This is a genomic window from Xanthomonas bonasiae (genome assembly GCF_014836395.1).
In the GTDB taxonomy this organism is placed as follows: domain Bacteria; phylum Pseudomonadota; class Gammaproteobacteria; order Xanthomonadales; family Xanthomonadaceae; genus Xanthomonas_A; species Xanthomonas_A bonasiae.
Genome location: NZ_JACSQX010000010.1, coordinates 147584 through 165755, shown reverse-complemented (window position 1 = coordinate 165755; position 18172 = coordinate 147584). Strand labels below are relative to the sequence as shown.

The following is an 18172-nucleotide window of genomic DNA, read 5'->3' as shown; positions in this document are numbered from 1 at the left end:
TCGCTGCGCCTTGCCGCGGCAAGGCGCAGCGACGACCGCAGGACAGCGGCGACGGTCGCACCGCGGACGCAGCGCCGATGCTCGCCGACCCCACTTCGGCGTCGGCAAGCATCATCGCGGCCAGCGTTGCGTTATCGTGTCGCCGTGCCGAAATCCTCGATCGAAACCCGCCTCAGCCGCCTGTGGGCCCACGAAAAGGCCAGCTACGGGCTGCGCGTGTTCATCGCCCTGGGCGTGGCGATGGGCGTGTGCTGGCAGCAGCAGCAACTGACCGCGCTGCCGGCGATCTTCCTCGGCGCCATCGCCAGCGCCATCGCCGAGACCGACGACAACTGGCTGGGCCGGATCAAGTCGGTGCTGCTGTCGCTGCTGTGCTTCGCCGCCGCCGCGGCCGCGGTGGTGCTGCTGTTCCCGTATCCGCTGGCGTTCGTCGCCGGCATGGCGCTGTCCACCTTCGCCCTGACCCTGCTCGGCGCGCTCGGCGAACGCTACGCCTCCATCGCCCAGGCCACGGTGGCGCTGGCGATCTACGCGATGATCGGCATCGACCATGGCGGCCGTTCCGGCCACGTCGGCGGCAGCGCCTGGCACGGCATCGGCCTGTTGATGCTCGGTGCGGCCTGGTACGGGCTGCTGTCGATCCTGTGGACGCTCCTGTTCGCCAACCGCCCGGTGCGCGAGCGGCTGTCGCGGCTGTTCTTCGAACTCGGCCGCTACCTGCGGCTCAAGGCCGCGCTGTTCGAACCGGTGCGACAGAGCGACCTGCACGCGCGGCGGCTGGCGCTGGCCGAGCAGAACGCGCAGGTGGTGGCGGCGCTGAACGCGGCCAAGACCGCGATCATGAGCCGCTTCGGCCGCTCCGGCCGGCCCGGCGTGCAGTCCGGCCTGTACTTCCGGCTGTACTACATGGCGCAGGATTTCCACGAACGCGCCAGCTCCTCGCACTATCCCTACGAGGCGCTGACCGACGCGTTCTTCCACAGCGACGTGCTGTACCGCTGCCAGCGCCTGCTGGCCCTGCAGGGCAAGGCCTGCGCCGCGCTGGGCGAAGCGATCCGGATGCGCCAGCCGTTCGAATACGGCGAGCAGACCCAGCAGGCCACCACCGACCTGCGCCAGTCGCTGGACTTCCTGCACGCCCAGGCCGACCCGCGCCAGGCGCGGCTGCTCGGTTCGCTGGAACTGCTGGTCACCAACCTGCAGAGCATCGAGCGGCGGCTGTCCGAGGCCGCGCAATCGGACACCACCAGCGACACCCTCGACACCCGCCTGCGCGACTCCTCGCCGCACACCTTGCGCGAGATGCTGGTGCGCGTCGGCCAGCAGCTCACCCCGGGCTCGGTGCTGTTCCGGCACGGGCTGCGCATGGCGATCGCGCTGGTGGTCGGCTACGCCATCATGCAGTCCATCCACGCCAGCAACGGCTACTGGATCCTGCTCACCACCGCCTTCGTGTGCCGGCCCAACTACGGCGCCACCCGGCTGCGCCTGGCGCAGCGCATCGCCGGCACGCTGATCGGGCTGATCGCGACCTGGGCGCTGATGCAGCTGTTCCCCGGCACCGAACTGCAGCTGCTGTTCGCGCTGTTCGGCGCGCTGCTGTTCTTCGTCACCCGCACCGACCGCTACATGCTGGCCACCGCCGCGATCACGGTGATGGCGCTGTTCTGCTTCAACCTGCTCGGCGACGGCTTCGTGCTGATCTGGCCGCGTCTGGTGGATACGCTGATCGGCTGCGCGATCGCCGCGGCGGCCTCGTTCCTGATCCTGCCCGACTGGCAGGGCCGGCGCCTCAACCAGGTGATGGCCACGGTGCTGGCCAGCTGCGCGCGCTACCTGGCGCAGGTGCTGGAGCAATACCGCAGCGGCATGCGCGACGACCTGCCCTACCGCATCGCCCGGCGCGACATGCACAACGCCGACGCCGCGCTGTCGGTGGCGCTGTCCAACATGCTGCGCGAACCCGGCCGCTACCGCCGCAACCTGGATGCGGGCTTCCGCTTCCTGGCGCTGTCCAACACCTTGCTCGGCTACCTGTCGGCGCTGGGCGCGCACCGCGCCGCGCTGGCCGGCGAGGCCGATCCGGCCATCGACCGCGCCGGCGGTTACCTGCAGGACACCCTGGGCGCGATCGCCGACGCGCTGGCGCAGCGCCAGGCGCTACCGCCGGCCGACGAATCGGCCGAGGTGGGCATGGCCGATGCGCTGGAGCACGAGGACGGGATCGACGAGGCCAAGCGGCGGCTGGTGCGCAACCAGTTGGCGCTGACCCTGCGCCTGCTGCCCAAGCTGCGCGCCGCCGCGCACGCGGTCACCGCTCCGGCAGCGGCGCCAGCGCCGCCGGCGGCCGTGCCGGCCGCACGCTGACGCCCATCCACAGCAGCGCCGCCACCGCCAGCGCCGCGCCGCCGACCACCACCCCGCGCCAGCCGGCGTAGGCGTAGGCGGCGGTGCCGAGGCTGGAACCGATCGCGCCGCCGATGAAATAGCAGGTGACGTAGGCCGAGGTGATGCGGTTGCGCGCCTTCGGATCCAGTTGGTAGATCACGTGCTGGTTGCCGATGTGCACGCCCTGCACCGCCACGTCCAGCAGCAGCACCCCGGCGATCAGCAGCCACAGCGAGTGCGGCGCGGCGGCCAGCAGCAGCCACGACAGCAGCAGCATGGCCAGCCCGCCCCAGCCCACCCAGTGCCCGGCGCCGCGGTCGGCGAGCTTGCCCGACAGGTTGGCGGCGAACGCGCCGGCGGCGCCGATCAGGCCGAACAGGCCGATCGTCGCGGTGCCGTAGCCGTAGCTGGGACCGGACAGCAGGAACGCCAGCGTGGTCCAGAACATGCTGAAACCGGCGAAGATCAGCCCGCCCAGGATCGCGCGCGCGCGCAGCACCGGTTCGTCGCGCAACAGCGCCAGCACCGAACCGATCAGGTGCGGATAGGACAGCCGCGGATTGCCCGGATGCCGCGGCAGCGCGCGCCACAGCAGCGCCGCCACCAGCAGGATCAGCGCCGCGGCCACCCAGTACACGACATGCCAGCCGCCGACGCCGGCCAGCAGCCCGGACACGGTGCGCGCCAGCAGGATGCCCAGCAGCAGGCCGCTCATCACCGTGCCGACCACCCGCCCGCGCTCGTGCGGCGCGGCCAGGGTGGCGGCGAACGGCACCAGGATCTGCGCGGCCACCGAGCTGAGTCCGGTGACCAGGGTGCCGAGCAGCAGCAGCGCGAAGCTGGTCGAGGCGGCGCTGATCAGCAGGCCCACCGCACTGAGCGCGTACAGCCCCACGATCAGGCTGCGGCGCTCGAAGCGGTCGCCCAGCGGCACCAGCAACAGCAAGCCGGCGGCGTAGGCCAGTTGCGCGGTGGTGACCACCGCGCCGGCGCTGCGCACGTCGATCGCGAAGGTCTGCGCCAGCACTTCCAGCAGCGGCTGCGCGTAATAGTTGCTGGCCACCGCCAGGCCGGTGGCGGCGGCCATCAGCAGCACCAGGCCACGGTGCAACGGCGGATGCGGGGAGCTGTCCATGAGCGGAATCCAAGGGTGCGGAAGGAATGGCGCCAGTCTGGGCAAGCGCCATCGATCTTTCCAATGTATTGTTTTCACCCGAACCATCTCTTTTCCAGATGCCATGCTGACCCTGCGCCAACTCGAGTTCGCCGTCGCCGTGGCCGAGGAGGGCAGCTTCACCGCCGCCGCGCGGCGCTGCCACACGGTGCAGTCGGCGCTGAGCCACCAGATCGCCAAGATCGAGGAAGCGCTGGGCGCGCGCCTGTTCGAGCGCGGTGCGCGGCAGGTGCGGCTGACCGCCGCCGGCGAGGTATTCCTGCACAACGCCCGCGAAACCCTGCGCGCGGCCGAACGCCTGCACGAGGAGATGGCGCAGGCGCTCGGCACCGTGCGCGGGCGCCTGCACATCGGCCAGATCTCCTCGCTGACCACGGTGCAGGTACCGGCCCTGCTGCGCCGCTTCCGCGCCGCGCATAGCGCGGTGGACGTGCACCTGCGCACCGGCATGAGCGATGCGCTGCTGCTCGATCTGGGCGAAGGCCGGCTGGACGTGGCCCTGGTCGGGGTCGGCCCGCATATCGTCCTGCCCGAGCAGCGCCTGCTGCTGCACGAGGAACCGCTGGCGCTGATCGCCGCGCCCGGCAACCGCTTCGCCGCGCGCGCCGAAGTGTCCCTGCACGAACTGGAGGACGCGCCGATGGCCGGGCTGATCGCCGGCGCCGGCGTGCGCGGCATCATCGACCGCGCCTTTGCCGAGGCCGGCCTGCGCCAGCGCCTGCAGTACGAGGTCACCCATGCCGATCTGCAACGGCAACTGGTGGTCGAGGACCTGGGCCTGGCGATCGTGCCGCAGACCATGGCCGCGGCGATGCACGGCGTGGCGGTGATCGCGCTGCGCGAGCGCTTCCGCTTCCTGACCTACGCCACCTGGCGCGCGGACCCGACCCCGGCCGCACGCGCGCTGATCGCGCTGCTGCGGCAGCAGGCAGGCGCCGTCGCAACCGGCTAACCGGATCGCCTCGCACCGCAGCCCCCTGTAGGCGCGGCTTCAGCCGCGACGAACGGAGCACGCCACCATGACGCCGCCTGCAAAAAGCCAGCACGCGCTTCCCCCCGCAGACGCCACCGCCGACACAGCCCGCATCGCGGCACGCCGCGCCCCACGGCGCCGCATCCGCCGCGCAACGAACCTGCTAGGCTGCGCGCGTTCGCAAAGGAGCCTGCATGTCCGGCCATAGCCAGTTCGCCCTGCTGAAACAGCGCCGCTTCCTGCCGTTCTTCGTGGTCCAGGGGTTGGGCGCGTTCAACGACAACGTCTACCGGCAGGCGATCATCGGCTTGCTGTTCTATCTGGGCGTCACCCCCGAGCAGCGCACGCTGTACACCAATCTGGCGCCAGCGCTGTTCATCCTGCCGTACTTCCTGTTCTCCGCATTGGCCGGGCAGATCGCCGAGAAGCTGGAGAAATCGCGGCTGGTGGTGATCACCACCACGATGGAGATCGCGATCATGTCGCTGGCCGCGGTCGGCTTTCTGACCGAGAACATGGCGGTGCTGCTGGTCGCGCTGTTCTGCACCGGCCTGCAGTCCACCCTGTTCGGCCCGGTGAAATATTCGATCCTGCCTTCGGTGCTGAAGCCGGAGGAACTGACCGGCGGCAACGGCCTGGTCGAGATGGGCACCTCGATCTCGATCCTGTGCGGCATGATCCTGGGCGGACTGATCTTCCAGATCGCCGGCAGCCACGGCCCGGTCGCCGCGGCCACCGCGGTGATCGCGCTGGCGGTCACCGGCAACCTGGTCGCGCGCCTCATTCCCAAGGTCGATGCCGGCGCGCCGGACCTGAAGATCAACTGGAATCCGCTGCCCGAGTCGCTGGCGATCATGCGCCTGACCCGGCGCCAGCTGGCGGTGCGCAACGCGGTGCTCGGCGTGTCCTGGTTCTGGTTCATCGGCACCGTGCTGACCGCGCAGTTGCCGACCTACGCCGAACTCAATCTCGGCGGCGCGCAGGACCTGTACATCTTCGCCCTGGCGCTGTTCTCGATCGGCACCGGCACCGGCTCGCTGCTGTGCGAGAAGCTGTCCGGACGCACCGTGGAGATCGGCCTGGTGCCGCTGGGCGCGTTCGGCATCAGCGCGTTCATGCTCGACCTGTATTTCGCCCGCCCCGGCGGCGCGCTGCAGGCCGGGCTGGGCATCGGCCAGTTCGTGCACCAGGCCGGCAGCTGGCGGATCATGCTCGACCTGGTCGGCATCGGCCTGTGCACCGGCCTGTTCGTGGTGCCGCTGTTCGCGCTGATCCAGAGCCGCACGCCCAAGGCGGAACTGTCGCGGGTCATCGCCGGGCTCAACATCCAGAATTCGATGTTCATCGTCATCGCCGCGATGGTCGGCATCGCGCTGCAGATGAAACAGCTCACGCTGTTCGGCATGCGTGTGCCGATGCCCGGGCTGAGCATCCCGCAGGTGTTCCTGGCGCTGGCCATCGCCAACGCGGTGGTGGCGATCTGGATCTTCAGCATCGTCCCCGAATTCCTGATGCGTTTCCTCAGCTGGGTGATGGTGCGCGCGCTGTACCGGCTGCGCCTGCACGGCATCGAGCGGCACGTGCCCGACGAGGGCGCGGCGTTGATCGTGTGCAACCACGTCAGCTACATGGACGCGCTGGTGCTGGCCGCGTCGATCCCGCGCCCGGTGCGTTTCGTCATGTACTACCGCATCTTCAACATCCCGGTGATGCGCTGGATCTTCCGCACCGCCAAGGCGATCCCGATCGCCGGCGCGCGCGAGGACCCGGCGCTGATGCAGCGCGCGTTCGACGAGATCGACGCGGCGCTGGCCGAGGGCGAACTGGTGTGCATCTTCCCCGAGGGCGCGCTGACCAAGGACGGGGAGATCGCCAAGTTCAAGTCCGGCGTGGAGAAGATCGTCGAGCGCCGCGCGGTGCCGGTCGTGCCGATGGCGCTGCGCAACATGTGGACCAGCATGTGGAGCAAGCGCGATTCGCGGCTGCGGCGCATGCGCGTGCCGCGGCGCTTCCGCGCGCACGTGGAGGTGATCGCGGGCGCGCCGGTGGCGGCCGCCGAGGTCAGCGCGGAGCTGCTGGAAGCGCAGGTGCGGCAGCTGCGCGGGGACGCCGCGTGAACCTGCGGGGTGCCGGGAAACGCCGCTTCGGGTAGATTAGGCGCCGGGGAGACGCCTGCGTACTGCAGCGGCGTCCATTTCAGGGGTCGATCAGTGAGTCAGGTATTGCCGCCACCACCGCCCAACGGCGCGGGCATCTACGTCCCCAACAATCTGGTGTGGGCGATCCTGTCCACGCTGTTCTGCTGCCTGCCGCTGGGCGTGGTGTCGATCGTCTATGCCTCGCAGGTGGACGGCAAGCGCGCCGCCGGCGATGTGGCCGGCGCACGCGACGCCTCGCGCAAGGCCGGCCTGTGGGCGATGTGGTCGGCGCTGGCTGCGCCGATCCTGCTCGCGCTGTGGTTCCTGCTGTTCGGCGGCATCGCGATCCTCAGCAGCGCGCTGGGGCAGTGAGTCCGCCCGCTTTCTCGTTTTTTCTTCGTTCCACCACGCAACCGGAGTAACACGGATGAATACCACCGCACCGCAAGTGTCCAACAATCTGGTCTGGGCGATCCTGAGCACGCTGTTCTGCTGCCTGCCGCTGGGCATCGTTTCGATCGTGTTCGCCGCCCAGGTCAACACCAAGCTCGCCGCCGGCGACGTCGCCGGCGCCCGCGAATCGGCCGACAAGGCCAAGAAGTGGGCGATCTACTCGGTCATCGCCTGGGTGGTGCTGGTCGTGCTGTACCTGATCTTCATCTTCGCCCTGGGTGGCCTGGGCATGATGCAGCAGTCGTCGACCACGTACTGATCGACGATCCGGGCCGCCGTTGCCGCGCGCCGCGGCGGCCTTGTTCGATCGCTCCACGATTCCGTTACCGACGATTCCGTTGCCGATGTTCCTGCGCGCACGCCCCCTGCCCCGCTGGCTGCCGCTGGCCGCACTGAGCGGCGTCGCCGTGGTCGCGACGCTGGTGCTGCGCCGGGTCGATCCCAATGTGCCAGGCAATCCGTTGCCTGCGTGCCCGTTCTACGCGCTCACCGGCCTGTATTGCCCAGGCTGCGGCAGCACCCGCTGCCTGCATGCACTGGTGCACCTGGATATCGCCCATGCCATGGCGACCAATCCGCTGCTGGTGGTGGCGCTGCCGCTGCTGGCGATCATGGCGCTCAATGCCGCCGGGCTGCGCATGCGCCTGCTGGCGCCGCTGCTGAAGATCCTCGCCGATCCGCGCCTGTGGCTGTGGCTGCTGCTCGGCTACGCGGTGCTGCGCAATCTGCCGTGGTACCCGTTCACGCTGCTGGCGCCGCACTGAGCGCATCGCGCGGCGCCGAAAGATGGAGCCGCGGCGACCACCTCGTCTAGACTTGGCCCCATGCCCAGCGCATAGCCCCTCAAGGAGATCCACACATGAGCACCGTCAGCCCCGTCACGCCGCCGCCCGCCCCCGGCGCGATTCCCAATCATCTGGCCTGGGCGATCATCGCCACGGTGCTCGGGTTCTGCCTGTGCTGTCCGTCGATCATTCCGGGCATCGTCGCCATCGTGTTCTCCAGCAAGGTCAACGGGCTGCTCAACCAGGGCGACCTGGACGGCGCGCGGCGCGCCTCCAACAGCGCCAAGACCTGGTGCTGGGTGACCACCGCGCTGGCCATCATCGGCCTGTTGATCAACATCGGCATGGTCGCGACCGGCGGCATGCAGAGCTACATGGAATACGTGAACCAGATGCAGCACATGAGCTGATCGGCATGCGCGCCTGGCAACAACGGGCGTGTCTCGGCGCCGCCACCGCCCTCGCGGCGGCCGGCGGCGCGCTGTTGTACCGGTTCGATCCCAACGCCGCGGACAATCCGTTCGCGCCGTGCCTGTTCCATGCGCTCACCGGCTACTACTGTCCCGGCTGCGGCATGACCCGCGCCCTGCACGCCCTGGTGCACCTGGATCCGCTCGGTGCCTTCGCGATGAATCCCGGGGCGATGCTGGGCCTGGCCGTGCTGCCGGGCCTGATCGCGTGGAAGGCAGGCTGGCGCGCGGCATGGTTCGCGCCGGTGGTCGCGCTGCTGTCGCGGCCGCATTTCTGGCTGCTGGCGCTGCCCGGCTACTGGATCGCGCGCAACCTGCCGTGGTTTCCGTTCACCCTGCTCGCGCCGGGTTAGTCAGCTGACCCAGCCGGCGATCACCAGCAACGCCAGCACCACCAGCCACAGCAGCAGTACCCGCCAGATCTGGCTCATCGCATCGCGCAATTCCGGCAGGCGCCGCAGCACCGGCACCACCATGCCGGCATCGCTGTAGTCGTGCGCCTCCTCGTCGAGTTCGCCGCGCACGCTGGCGCAGGCCACCGGGCCGAGGAAGGCGCTGTCCAGCTGCCAGCGATTGCCGCCGGCCGCACGCCAGGCGCCGAACACGGTCTCGAAATTGCCGACCAGCGCCAGCGAGAAGGTCATCAGCTGCGCCACCGGCCACTCCATCGCGGCCAGCACGGTGCGTGCGCCGAGCGCGGTGGCCAACGGCAGCCGCGGCGCGTACGGGCCGACCGCGGCCAGCGCCAGCAGGCGATAGCCGAGCGCGCCGAACGGCCCCAGCAGCAGGAACCAGAACAGCACCGCGAACCAGCGCCGCAATGCGCTGATCGCCACCGCCTCCACCAGCCCGGCCGGATCCTCGCGCGGCGGCCCGCCATCGGCGTGCAGGTGCGCGACCGCCACGCGCCGCGCGGCGACGTCGTCGGCCTCGATCACCGCTTCCACATCGGTATCCAGGTCGCGCGGCCCCCAGCTGAAGGCCAGCACCAGCACCCCGAACAGCAGCGCCAGCAGGCCCAGGTGCGGCGCGGCGAGCAGCCACTGCAGCAGGCCGACCAGCAGCAAGGCCGGCAGCAGCGCCAGCGCGATGCCGTAGCGGCCGCGCCAGCCGCTGCCTTCGCCGGCATGCGCATCCAGCCACGACAGCCAGTCGCCATAGGCATCGAAACGGCGCAGCGAGGCCACCATGCCGGGCGCGACATGGCCCAGCACCAGGGCGACGATCACAGCGACGAGGGTAGTGAACATGCAGGTCCTCCGGGACCGTTCTGAAGCGTGTGCAGCGGACGCCGGGCGGCCTACGCGTGCGTGCCGCCGCGGCGATACCAGTCCACGACCAGCGCGCGTGCGATGGAGATGCCCGGCGGCAGGCGCAGGCCGTGGCCGTCGTCGGCGCTGTCGCCCTGTGCCGCGGCGCGCTGCAGGGCGGCCCCGATCTCGTCGCGTTCGAACCAGCGGGCGTCTTCCAGCTCCCCATCCACCTGCGGCAGGTCGGGCTCGGCCAGCGCGCTGAAGCCGAGCATCAGCGCACCGGGGAACGGCCATGGCTGCGCGCCGTAGTAGCGGCAACTGCCGGGCCGGACCCGCACCTGGGTCTCCTCGGCCACTTCGCGCGCCACGGTCTGCTCCAGCGACTCGCCCGGCTCGACGAAGCCGGCGATCACCGAATAGCGCCGCGCCGGCCAGCTCGCCTGGCGCCCCAGCAGCAGCCGCGCGCCGTCGCTGACCGCGACGATCACCGCCGGATCCACGCGCGGATAGTGTTCGCTGGCGCATTGCGTGCAGACGCCGAGGAAGCCGCCGCGGCGGAACCCGATGGCGCCGCCGCAGACGCCGCAGAAGCGGGTGCGCGATTGCCAGTGCAGCATGCCGCGGGCATAGGCGAACAGGCCGGACGCGAACGCCGGCCACTCGGCCGCGGCGCGGCGCAGGTGCATGCGCTGCGGCGGGTCGATGTCGGCGTCGCGCAGGCCCGCGCCCACCGCGAACCAGGCATCGCCATCGCGCAGGCCGAGAAAGATCGCCTGCTCGACCATATCGCCCAGCGCCGCGCCGGTCAGCGCCAGCGGCTGGCCGTGCGCATCGGCGTAGGCATTGCCATCGGCATCGAGCAGCAGCAGGCGCGCGCTGGGCCAGGCGCGGCGCAGGGCTTCGGGATCGTTGCGCAGCGCGTCGGCGCGGTCGATGACCGCGTCGGCGAACGCGAAGGAAACAGGCGTCAGTTCGGGCATGCGGCGCAGGGTGCAGGCAAACCGCGCATCCCGCAAGCCGCAGCGTGTCTACACGCTGAAGCTGCTGCCGCAGCCGCAGGTGGTCTTGGCGTTGGGGTTGCGGATCACGAACTGCGCGCCGTGCAGGCCTTCGCTGTAATCCACTTCCGCGCCCATCAGGTATTGCAGGCTCAGCGGGTCGACCAGCAGGGTGACCTCGTCGGTGCGCACCGACAGGTCGTCCTCGGCGCGGTTCTCGTCGAACTCGAAGCCGTACTGGAACCCGGAACAGCCGCCACCCTGGATGTACACGCGCAGCGCCAGCGCGTCGTTGCCTTCCTCGCGGATCAGCTCGCGCACCTTGGCCGCGGCGGCCTGGGTGAAGTTCAGCGGCCGCTCCAGCGACTGGTAGTCGGGGGCGGGCGCGGCGCTGGGCAGGGAAACGAGAGTGCTCATGGCTGCAGGATGGGGGCGGCCGGGAGCCGAATCAAGCATCCGCCGCGGTCAGCGCGCGCTGCGCCAGCTCGGCCTGCGGTTCTTCGTGCGCCCGCTCCGGCGGCGCCAGCGCGGCCATGCTGCCGGCATGGATCAGCCGTCCGGTCAGCTGCGCACCGGCGTTCATCTCCACCACCTGGTAGTGCACGTTGCCCTGCACCCGCGCCTTCGGCGCCAGTTCCACGCGCTCGGCGGCATGCACGTCGCCGGTCAGCTGGCCGTTGATGATCACGATCGGGGCGCGCACCTCGCCCTCGATGCTGCCGTGCTCGGACAGGGTCAGCGTCGCCGGCGCGCCGTCCTCGGCCAGCACCTTGCCGAGGATGCGCCCTTCCACGTACAGGCCGCCGCTGAACACCAGGTCGCCCCGGATCACCACCTGCGCGCCGATCAGGGTATCCACCACGGTCTGGCCGCTGCTGCGGCCGTTCTTGTTGCTTCCGAACATAAGCTGCCTACTCCCCTTTGCCGTTGCCGGCCAGTGTCCAATCGAAACTCTGGGTGACCGGCGCCCCTCCGCCGGACAGCGATACTCGCACCCGTTGCGGGGTGAAATCCTTGGGCAGGATCACGCTGCCGTCCAACTGCTGGAAATAGCGGAACGAATAGTCCTGCCCGGGCACGCCGCTCTTCTGGTGCAGTTCGTCCCAGCCCACGCTGGCCAGCTTGCCGCCGCGTACGCCTTCCACCGCCAGGCGCATCTGCCCCTGGCTGATCGCGCCGCGGTTGAGGTTCTGGGTCAGCACCACGTTGTAGTGCCAGGTGCCGCCGGCCTCGGCCGAGAACTCGGCCGAATGCACGGTCAGGCCCTTGCGCTGGCTGGTGGCGCCGACCAGGCGCTCGTAGAAGGCCACGTCGGCCCGCAGCCCGGCGATCTCCTCGTCGCGCTCGGCCAGCGAACTCTGCACTTCGTTGTTGGCGGCGCGGCTGATCTGGTCGGAGCGGGCCAGAGTGGCCTGGCGCTGGTTGAGCGTGTCGATCTGCCGCTGCTGCGCCTGCAGCTTGGCGTCGGCCTGCCGCAGCTGCGTCCTCACCTCGCCCAGCTCGGGCGCGGCCTGGCGGCTGGCCAGCAGCCAGGTTCCTGCCAGCGACAGCAGCCAGACGATGGCGATCAGCAGCCACAGGCCACGTCCGCGCGCGGGCGCGGCGCCGTTGGGCACGATCTGGAAACGGGGCACGGGTCGGTTCATCGTCAAAGCCGCGCCACCGAGGCGGCAGCGGCGTCGATCCTCGCGGGGGGTCGGCCGGCCGGCTAGTGTAAGCCACGCGCCGTAGCTTGCCGTTGCCGGCACGCGCGACCCGTGCGCTGGCCTTCGCTGCACGCTTGGCCGATAGTGGCCGCCACCCGCGCATCTGCAGGAGCGCCTCGCCATGACCGACGCCCACCTCTTCGTAATCGGCATCCTGCTGGCCTGGCTGGCCGGCATCCGCGTCTACCTGACCGTGTTCGGGATCGGCGTGGCCGGCCTGCTCGGCTGGCTGGACTTGCCGCCAGCGCTGCAGGCCACCGAGTCGTGGTGGGTGCTCGGCACCTCCGGCGCACTGGCGCTGGCCGAGTTCTTCGCCGACAAGATTCCCGGCGTGGATTCGGTCTGGGACCTGCTGCAGACCCTGACCCGGATCCCGGCCGGCGCGTTCCTGGCCGCGGCCACGCTGTCCCAGGACGGCCAACTGGGCGCCGGCGCGCTCGCCACCGGTGCCGGCGTCGCGCTCACCAGTCATGTGCTGAAGGCCGGCTCGCGCGCCTTGCTGAACACGTCGCCGGAACCGGCCAGCAACTGGATCGCCTCGCTGACCGAGGATTCGGTGGTCCTGGCCACGCTCGCGCTGGCTCTGGTGCATCCGTGGCTGGCGCTGGCCGTATTGCTTGGGGCGAGCGTGCTGGGTGCGCTGCTGGTGTGGTGGGTGTGGCGCACGCTGTGGCGCGGCGTCCGCCGCCTGCTGGCGGCGCCCGCGGACGCCGCCGTCGCCAGGCCGAGCCGAGATGGCTCCCTGTCTTCGTGAACTTCATCGCATAATTGCGCGCGCACCAGGATAAAGACGCGATGGCCGCAAGAGACACCGCACCACTTTCCAGCCGCGACGATCCGCGTTCGCGCAACGTCCGTGCCGAGACCCCGCCACCGCACTACTGGCGGCGCTGGGCCGCCGACGCGGTGCCGGACGCGCAAGCGCCGGCGCCCGATCTCGACATGGCGCCGCGCGCGGAAGACGGCACCGCCTCCGCCGCCGCCCCCGGCGAGCAGACCGCCGCGGCCGCGCCGAGCGCGGCAAGCGACGCGGCCGCGCCGCCGCCGCCGCTGGACGCGCCGTACCGCATCCTGATCGTCGAAGACGACCGTTCGCAGGCCTTGTTCGCGCAGAGCGTGCTGCATGGCGCCGGCATGCAGGCGCAGGTGGAGATGCGGGCCGAAGGCGTGCAGCAGGCGATCGCCGACTACCGCCCCGACCTGATCCTGATGGACCTGCACATGCCCGGCCTGGACGGCATGCGCCTGACCGCGCTGATCCGCCAGCAGCCGCAGCACCAGTTGCTGCCGATCGTGTTCCTGACCGGCGACCCGGATCCGGAGCTGCAATACGAAGTGCTGGACAGCGGCGCCGACGATTTCCTGACCAAGCCGATCCGGCCGCGGCACCTGATCGCCGCGGTCTCCAACCGCATCCGCCGCGCGCGCCAGCAGGCGCAGCAGAGCGCCAGCGACGGCGTGCCGCTGAACAATCCCGAGACCGGCCTGCCGACCCGCACCCACGTGCTGCAGTTGCTCGGCGAGTCGCTGCGCGCGCGCGCCGGCGGCGGCCTGTTCTTCATCGAGATCGCCAGCGCGCTGGGCCTGCGCGAACGCTACGGCTACGCCGCGTTCGAACGCCTGATGACCCAGGCCGGGCGCCGCCTGGCCAGCGTCACCGCGCCGCAGCCGCTGGCCCGGCTCAACGACAACAGCTTCCTGCTGCTGGCCCAGGACAACGACCTGGACGCGCTGCGGCAGCGCGCCCAGGCCTTGCGCGAAGCCCTGGCCAGCCATGCGTTCCCGCTGCGCGACGACGAAGCCGTGCACCTGCGCTGCGCGATCGGCTATGCCGACCTGGCGCAAGGGTTCGAGGACGCCGGCAGTGCGCTGGAAGCGGTCGAACGCACCGCGCTGCAGGCGCGCCTGCATCCGCAGGGCGTGGCCGCGTACGCGCCGCCGCGCGAGGAAGAGGACCTCGGCCGCATCGCCATGTTCGAAGGCCAGCTGGAGCCGGCCTACCAGCCGATCGTCGCCGTGGCCGGCGGCGATACCGCGCAGTACCAGGTCCTGCTGCGCCTGCGCCAGCGCGACGGCACGCTGCTGTCGGCCGGGCAGGTGTTGCCCGCGGCCGAGGCCGGCGGGCGCATCGCCGACCTCGACCAGCAGGTGCTGGACCACGCGCTCGGCCTGCTGCACCTGTACCAGCACGCCACGCCGCCGCTGCGCCTGTTCGTGTCGCAGTCCTCGCGCACGCTGGCGCGCGGCGCCTTCGCCGACTGGCTGGTCGAGGCGATCGGCCGCCGCGGCGTCACCGGCACCTCGCTGGTGATCGACCTGCGCCTGGACGATGCGCTGATCCACACGGTGACGCTGCAGCAGTTCTGTGCCCGGCTGATGCCGCTGGGCGTGCAGTTCTGCCTCAGCCAGTTCGAACCCGGCGCCGAGGCCGAGGCGCTGCTCAACCAGTTGCCGCTGGGCTACCTGCGCCTGTCCGCGCGCTTCGCCAACGCGCATGCCGATGCCGAACTGCGCGACCAGTTGCGCGCCGCGATCGACCTGGCGCACCGCGCCGGGCTGCTGATCATCGGCCAGCAGATCGAGGAAGCGCAGGCGGCCGCGGCGATGTGGATGGGCGGGGTCGATTTCATCCAGGGCAACCTGGTGCAGTCGGTCGGCGACGAACTGAACTTCGATTTCCAGAACGCGGTGCTGTAGCGATGCCCGCACGCCGGCGCCGGCCCCTGCCGTGGCTGGCCGCGTCGAGCGCGGCGAGCGCGGTCGCCGGCGCGCTGCTGGCGGTGCCGCTGCTGGCCCCGCCGCCGCCGTCGCATCTGCTGGCCCCGCTGTGCATCGGCAGCGCCGCGCTGCTGGCGGTGGTGGCCGGCTGGCGCGCGCAGCAGCAGGCCGGCGCGCTGGATGCGGCGCTGGCGCGCGCCGCATTGGCCGAATCCGAACGCGACGCGCTGCAGCGCGACGTGCACCTGCGCGAACGCCTGGAACGGGAGCTGGTGCAGGCCAAGCAGGCCGCCGAGGCCGCGGCGATGGCCAAGGGCGAATTCCTGGCCACCATGAGCCACGAGATCCGCACCCCGCTCAACGGCATCATTCCGATGCTGGAACTGATCGCGCGCGGCCAGCTCGGCACCGAGCAGCGCGAGATGCTGCGCGCCGCCAACGACTCCTCGCTGCAACTGCTGCGCATCGTCGACGACATCCTCGACTACTCCAAGCTGGAAGCGAACCGGCTGGAGCTGGAGATCACCAGCTTCAACCTGCGCGAACTGCTCGACGGCGTGCTGCAGCTGATGCAGCGTTCGGCCGAGGCCAAGGGCCTGCGCGTGAGCCTGCAGCTGGATCCGGCGGTGCGCCTGCCGGTGCGCGGCGACCCGGTGCGGCTGCGGCAGGTGCTGAGCAACCTGATCGGCAACGCGATCAAGTTCACCGCGCGCGGCAGCGTGGAGTTGCGCGTGCGCCGCCTCGGCGAGACCCCGGCGCAGCACCTGCTGCGCCTGGAGGTGCGCGACACCGGTATCGGCATCAGCGCCGAGCAACAGGAACGGCTGTTCCGCTCCTTCACCCAGGCCGATGCCTCCACCACCCGCCTGTACGGCGGCACCGGCCTGGGGCTGGCCATCTGCAAACGCATCGTCGACCTGATGGGCGGGCGCATCGGCGTGGAATCGGGCAGCGACCAGGGCGCCACGTTCTGGTTCGAGATCCCGCTGCTGAAGGTGATCGGCGACCTGCCGCAGCTCCAGGGCGGCCTGCCACGGCTGCGTGCGCTGCTGGTCGGCGCCGACCTGCGCCTGTACCAGCGCCTGAAAGGGCTGCTGCCGAACTGGGGCGTGCAGCTGAGCAAGGTCGACTCGACCCAGGAAGCGCTGGAGCGGCTGCGCGCCGGCAGCGCCGCGCTCCCGCCCTACGACCTGGTGATCGGCGACCTCGACGGCCTGCGCCAGAGCGCACGCGCCCTGCAGCGCGCGGTCGGGCGCCTGCCGGCACCGCATGGCGTGCGCCTGATCTGGCTGTACGGGGAAGTGGAGATTCCCGATGAGATCCGCGCGCACGGCGCGCTGCTGTCGCGGCAGGCGGCGGATCTGGACTTACGCGGGATGCTGGCGCTGGTGCCTGCGGCGGCCCCCGCTGGCGCCGCCGGGCTGGTCCCGTCCGATGCCGCGCTCTACCCCGCGCACGCCGCCGAACCAACGCCACCCCCGGCCATCGCCACCGAACCGGGCCTGGACATCGCGGCCGGCCCGGCCTCGCCGCCCGCCGATTACCGCCTGCTGCTGGTGGAGGACAACCCGGTCAACCTGCTGGTCGCGCAGAAGCTGCTCGACGTCCTCGGCTACCGCAGCGACAGCGCCACGGACGGCGCTGCCGCGCTGGCGCGACTGGACGCGCAGCCCTACGACCTGGTGCTGATGGACTGCCAGATGCCAGTCCTGGACGGCTACGCCGCCGCCCGCCAGTGGCGCCAGGCCGAAGCGGCGGCGGGACGGCCGCGGTTGCCGATCGTGGCGATGACCGCCAATGCCATGGCCGGCGACCGCCAGCGCTGCCTGGAGGCGGGCATGGACGACTACCTGTCCAAGCCGGTCAACCGCGAACTGCTGGCGGAATGCCTGCAACGCTGGCTGCCGCACCGCGCCGCCAATGCCGCGCCGGTGGATGCCGCGCTGCCGGCGGAGGCGGAGGCCACGGAAAGCGCGGCATCGCCGACGCCGCCGTCCGTCACCCCCACGCCCGCCGCCAATGGCGCCGACACGGCGCCGATGCTGCCGCCGACCCCGTTGCCGGTGCTGGACATCGCGGTGCTCGACGAATTGCGCGAACTCGCCGGCAGCGCGACCACCGCGCAGATCGTCGACCTGTTCCTGGACGATGCGCCGCAGCTGATCCAGCGCCTGGAGCAGGCCGCCGCGATCCCGCAGCTGGACCCGTTGCGCGACGCGGCGCACACGCTGAAGTCCTCGGCCGCCAACGTCGGCGCGCTGGCGTTGTCGGCCGCCGCCGCGCGCATCGAGACCGGCGTGCGCGCCCATCAGCTGGAGCGCCCCGCGGTCGCGGTGGCGCTGGTCATCGCCGAATTCGCGCGTGCGCGGCTGGCCTTGAAGGGCTACCGCAACACCTTGCGCGACGCCGCGGAAAGCACGGCGCCATAGGCGGCCCATACCCATTGCCTGTGTAGGAGCGGCTTCAGCCGCGACAGATCCTATGGGGACCTTCGGATAGGGCCTGTCGCGGCTGAAGCCGCTCCTACAGGGGTGCCAGCATCCCTTGGGCTACCCACGCCGGGCGAGGCCCGCCCGAATGCTGGCCACAACACGGCCAGGCGGAAGCGCCGCTCAGTCCTCGAGCTTGGTCAGCAGATAGTTTGGCTCGCCGATGCGGCCGATCAGATCGAGCTGGGTTTCCAGCCAATCGATGTGCTCTTCCTCCGACTCCAGGATGTCGGCCAGCAGCTGGCGGCTGACGTAGTCCTGGATCGACTCGGCGTAGGCGATGCCTTCGCGCAAGGTGGTGGTGCCGTCCTGTTCCAGCGCCAGGTCGCACTCGAGGATTTCCTTCGGGTTCTCGCCGATGCGCAGCTTGCCCAGCGCCTGGAAGTTGGGCAGCCCCTCGAGGAACAGGATGCGGTCCGCCAGCTTGTCGGCGTGCTTCATCTCGTCGATCGATTCCTTGTACTCGTGTTCGGCCAGTTCCTTCAGCCCCCAGTTCTTCAGCATCTTGGCGTGCAGGAAGTACTGGTTGATCGCGGTCAACTCGTTGTAGAGGACCTTGTTGAGGAACTCGATGACCTTGCTGTCGCCCTTCATCGCAGTGCTCGCTAATGCGTGGAAAGCGCAGAC

General features: G+C 70.7%; 18 protein-coding genes. 11 read left to right on the top strand and 7 right to left on the bottom strand.

Annotation, left to right across the window (positions count from 1 at the left end):
• Nucleotides 1–144 precede the first annotated feature (144 nt).
• On the top strand, nt 145–2367 hold the full coding sequence (gene yccS, locus H9658_RS17090) for a YccS family putative transporter (RefSeq protein ID WP_406848138.1): 2223 nt from the start codon (nt 145–147) through the stop codon (nt 2365–2367).
• Here yccS and H9658_RS17085 read toward each other — a convergent pair.
• The gene (locus H9658_RS17085) at nt 2312–3523 is read right to left on the bottom strand and encodes an MFS transporter (RefSeq protein WP_179569118.1); all 1212 of its coding nucleotides are present in this window, start codon (nt 3521–3523) and stop codon (nt 2312–2314) included. The genes yccS and H9658_RS17085 overlap by 56 nt on opposite strands.
• 103 nt (nt 3524–3626) lie before the next feature.
• Between H9658_RS17085 and H9658_RS17080 the strand changes: the two genes are divergently transcribed.
• The 7 genes from H9658_RS17080 (at nt 3627) to H9658_RS17050 (ending at nt 8734) form a co-directional block, all read left to right on the top strand.
• Nucleotides 3627–4514, top strand: a complete 888-nt coding sequence (locus H9658_RS17080) for a LysR family transcriptional regulator (RefSeq protein WP_179569120.1) — start codon at nt 3627–3629, stop codon at nt 4512–4514.
• Nucleotides 4515–4729: 215 nt separating this feature from the next.
• Nucleotides 4730–6652, top strand: a complete 1923-nt coding sequence (locus H9658_RS17075; RefSeq protein ID WP_179569123.1) for an MFS transporter — start codon at nt 4730–4732, stop codon at nt 6650–6652.
• 105 nt (nt 6653–6757) lie between these two features.
• Entirely contained in the window at nt 6758–7045 is a 288-nt protein-coding gene (locus H9658_RS17070; RefSeq protein WP_225210070.1) for a CD225/dispanin family protein, read from the top strand.
• Between the two features lie 55 nt (nt 7046–7100).
• Nucleotides 7101–7385, top strand: coding sequence for a CD225/dispanin family protein (locus tag H9658_RS17065; protein ID WP_179569127.1), 285 nt, complete (start codon nt 7101–7103; stop codon nt 7383–7385).
• An 85-nt stretch (nt 7386–7470) separates the two neighbouring features.
• Nucleotides 7471–7890: a DUF2752 domain-containing protein gene (locus H9658_RS17060; protein ID WP_191826258.1), complete on the top strand. Its 420-nt coding sequence runs from the start codon at nt 7471–7473 to the stop codon at nt 7888–7890.
• A 95-nt stretch (nt 7891–7985) separates the two neighbouring features.
• On the top strand, nt 7986–8321 hold the full coding sequence (locus H9658_RS17055) for a CD225/dispanin family protein (RefSeq protein ID WP_179569131.1): 336 nt from the start codon (nt 7986–7988) through the stop codon (nt 8319–8321).
• 5 nt (nt 8322–8326) lie between these two features.
• The gene (locus H9658_RS17050; protein ID WP_191826257.1) at nt 8327–8734 is read left to right on the top strand and encodes a DUF2752 domain-containing protein; all 408 of its coding nucleotides are present in this window, start codon (nt 8327–8329) and stop codon (nt 8732–8734) included.
• On the opposite strand, the gene H9658_RS17045 is transcribed toward H9658_RS17050, so the two are convergent.
• Genes H9658_RS17045 through H9658_RS17025 form a run of 5 tightly spaced genes read right to left on the bottom strand, consistent with a single transcriptional unit; the run spans nt 8735 to nt 12278 of the window.
• Nucleotides 8735–9631, bottom strand: a complete 897-nt coding sequence (locus H9658_RS17045) for a hypothetical protein (RefSeq protein ID WP_191826256.1) — start codon at nt 9629–9631, stop codon at nt 8735–8737. It lies immediately after the preceding gene.
• A 50-nt stretch (nt 9632–9681) separates the two neighbouring features.
• Nucleotides 9682–10614, bottom strand: coding sequence for an NAD(+) diphosphatase (gene nudC, locus H9658_RS17040; protein WP_191826255.1), 933 nt, complete (start codon nt 10612–10614; stop codon nt 9682–9684).
• Nucleotides 10615–10662: 48 nt separating this feature from the next.
• A complete protein-coding gene (gene erpA / locus H9658_RS17035; protein WP_053836095.1) occupies nt 10663–11049 on the bottom strand; it encodes an iron-sulfur cluster insertion protein ErpA in 387 nt (128 codons plus the stop codon).
• A gap of 31 nt (nt 11050–11080) precedes the next feature.
• A complete protein-coding gene (locus H9658_RS17030; RefSeq protein ID WP_179569139.1) occupies nt 11081–11536 on the bottom strand; it encodes a bactofilin family protein in 456 nt (151 codons plus the stop codon).
• Nucleotides 11537–11543: 7 nt separating this feature from the next.
• Nucleotides 11544–12278, bottom strand: a complete 735-nt coding sequence (locus H9658_RS17025) for a DUF6776 family protein (protein WP_179569141.1) — start codon at nt 12276–12278, stop codon at nt 11544–11546.
• A 181-nt stretch (nt 12279–12459) separates the two neighbouring features.
• Between H9658_RS17025 and H9658_RS17020 the strand changes: the two genes are divergently transcribed.
• From H9658_RS17020 to H9658_RS17010, 3 genes are read left to right on the top strand one after another with little or no spacing between them, the layout of a single operon-like run.
• Nucleotides 12460–13092 (top strand): DUF4126 domain-containing protein, encoded by a 633-nt coding sequence (locus tag H9658_RS17020; protein ID WP_179569143.1) that lies wholly within the window; start codon nt 12460–12462, stop codon nt 13090–13092.
• A gap of 41 nt (nt 13093–13133) precedes the next feature.
• Nucleotides 13134–15035, top strand: coding sequence for an EAL domain-containing protein (locus H9658_RS17015; protein ID WP_191826254.1), 1902 nt, complete (start codon nt 13134–13136; stop codon nt 15033–15035).
• Nucleotides 15036–15070: 35 nt separating this feature from the next.
• The gene (locus tag H9658_RS17010; protein ID WP_406848140.1) at nt 15071–17485 is read left to right on the top strand and encodes a hybrid sensor histidine kinase/response regulator; all 2415 of its coding nucleotides are present in this window, start codon (nt 15071–15073) and stop codon (nt 17483–17485) included.
• 183 nt (nt 17486–17668) lie between these two features.
• On the opposite strand, the gene bfr is transcribed toward H9658_RS17010, so the two are convergent.
• On the bottom strand, nt 17669–18139 hold the full coding sequence (gene bfr / locus H9658_RS17005) for a bacterioferritin (protein ID WP_145704796.1): 471 nt from the start codon (nt 18137–18139) through the stop codon (nt 17669–17671).
• Nucleotides 18140–18172: the final 33 nt, after the last annotated feature.

What these genes read in the sequence shown, in the direction of transcription:
- H9658_RS17085 (WP_179569118.1), bottom strand. Translation starts at nt 3,523, where the DNA reads ATGGACAGCTCCCCGCATCCGCCGTTGCACCGTGGCCTGGTGCTGCTG.
- H9658_RS17080 (WP_179569120.1), top strand. Translation starts at nt 3,627, where the DNA reads ATGCTGACCCTGCGCCAACTCGAGTTCGCCGTCGCCGTGGCCGAGGAG.
- H9658_RS17075 (WP_179569123.1), top strand. Translation starts at nt 4,730, where the DNA reads ATGTCCGGCCATAGCCAGTTCGCCCTGCTGAAACAGCGCCGCTTCCTG.
- H9658_RS17065 (WP_179569127.1), top strand. Translation starts at nt 7,101, where the DNA reads ATGAATACCACCGCACCGCAAGTGTCCAACAATCTGGTCTGGGCGATC.
- H9658_RS17060 (WP_191826258.1), top strand. Translation starts at nt 7,471, where the DNA reads ATGTTCCTGCGCGCACGCCCCCTGCCCCGCTGGCTGCCGCTGGCCGCA.
- H9658_RS17055 (WP_179569131.1), top strand. Translation starts at nt 7,986, where the DNA reads ATGAGCACCGTCAGCCCCGTCACGCCGCCGCCCGCCCCCGGCGCGATT.
- H9658_RS17050 (WP_191826257.1), top strand. Translation starts at nt 8,327, where the DNA reads ATGCGCGCCTGGCAACAACGGGCGTGTCTCGGCGCCGCCACCGCCCTC.
- H9658_RS17045 (WP_191826256.1), bottom strand. Translation starts at nt 9,631, where the DNA reads ATGTTCACTACCCTCGTCGCTGTGATCGTCGCCCTGGTGCTGGGCCAT.
- nudC (WP_191826255.1), bottom strand. Translation starts at nt 10,614, where the DNA reads ATGCCCGAACTGACGCCTGTTTCCTTCGCGTTCGCCGACGCGGTCATC.
- erpA (WP_053836095.1), bottom strand. Translation starts at nt 11,049, where the DNA reads ATGAGCACTCTCGTTTCCCTGCCCAGCGCCGCGCCCGCCCCCGACTAC.
- H9658_RS17030 (WP_179569139.1), bottom strand. Translation starts at nt 11,536, where the DNA reads ATGTTCGGAAGCAACAAGAACGGCCGCAGCAGCGGCCAGACCGTGGTG.
- H9658_RS17025 (WP_179569141.1), bottom strand. Translation starts at nt 12,278, where the DNA reads ATGAACCGACCCGTGCCCCGTTTCCAGATCGTGCCCAACGGCGCCGCG.
- H9658_RS17020 (WP_179569143.1), top strand. Translation starts at nt 12,460, where the DNA reads ATGACCGACGCCCACCTCTTCGTAATCGGCATCCTGCTGGCCTGGCTG.
- H9658_RS17015 (WP_191826254.1), top strand. Translation starts at nt 13,134, where the DNA reads ATGGCCGCAAGAGACACCGCACCACTTTCCAGCCGCGACGATCCGCGT.
- bfr (WP_145704796.1), bottom strand. Translation starts at nt 18,139, where the DNA reads ATGAAGGGCGACAGCAAGGTCATCGAGTTCCTCAACAAGGTCCTCTAC.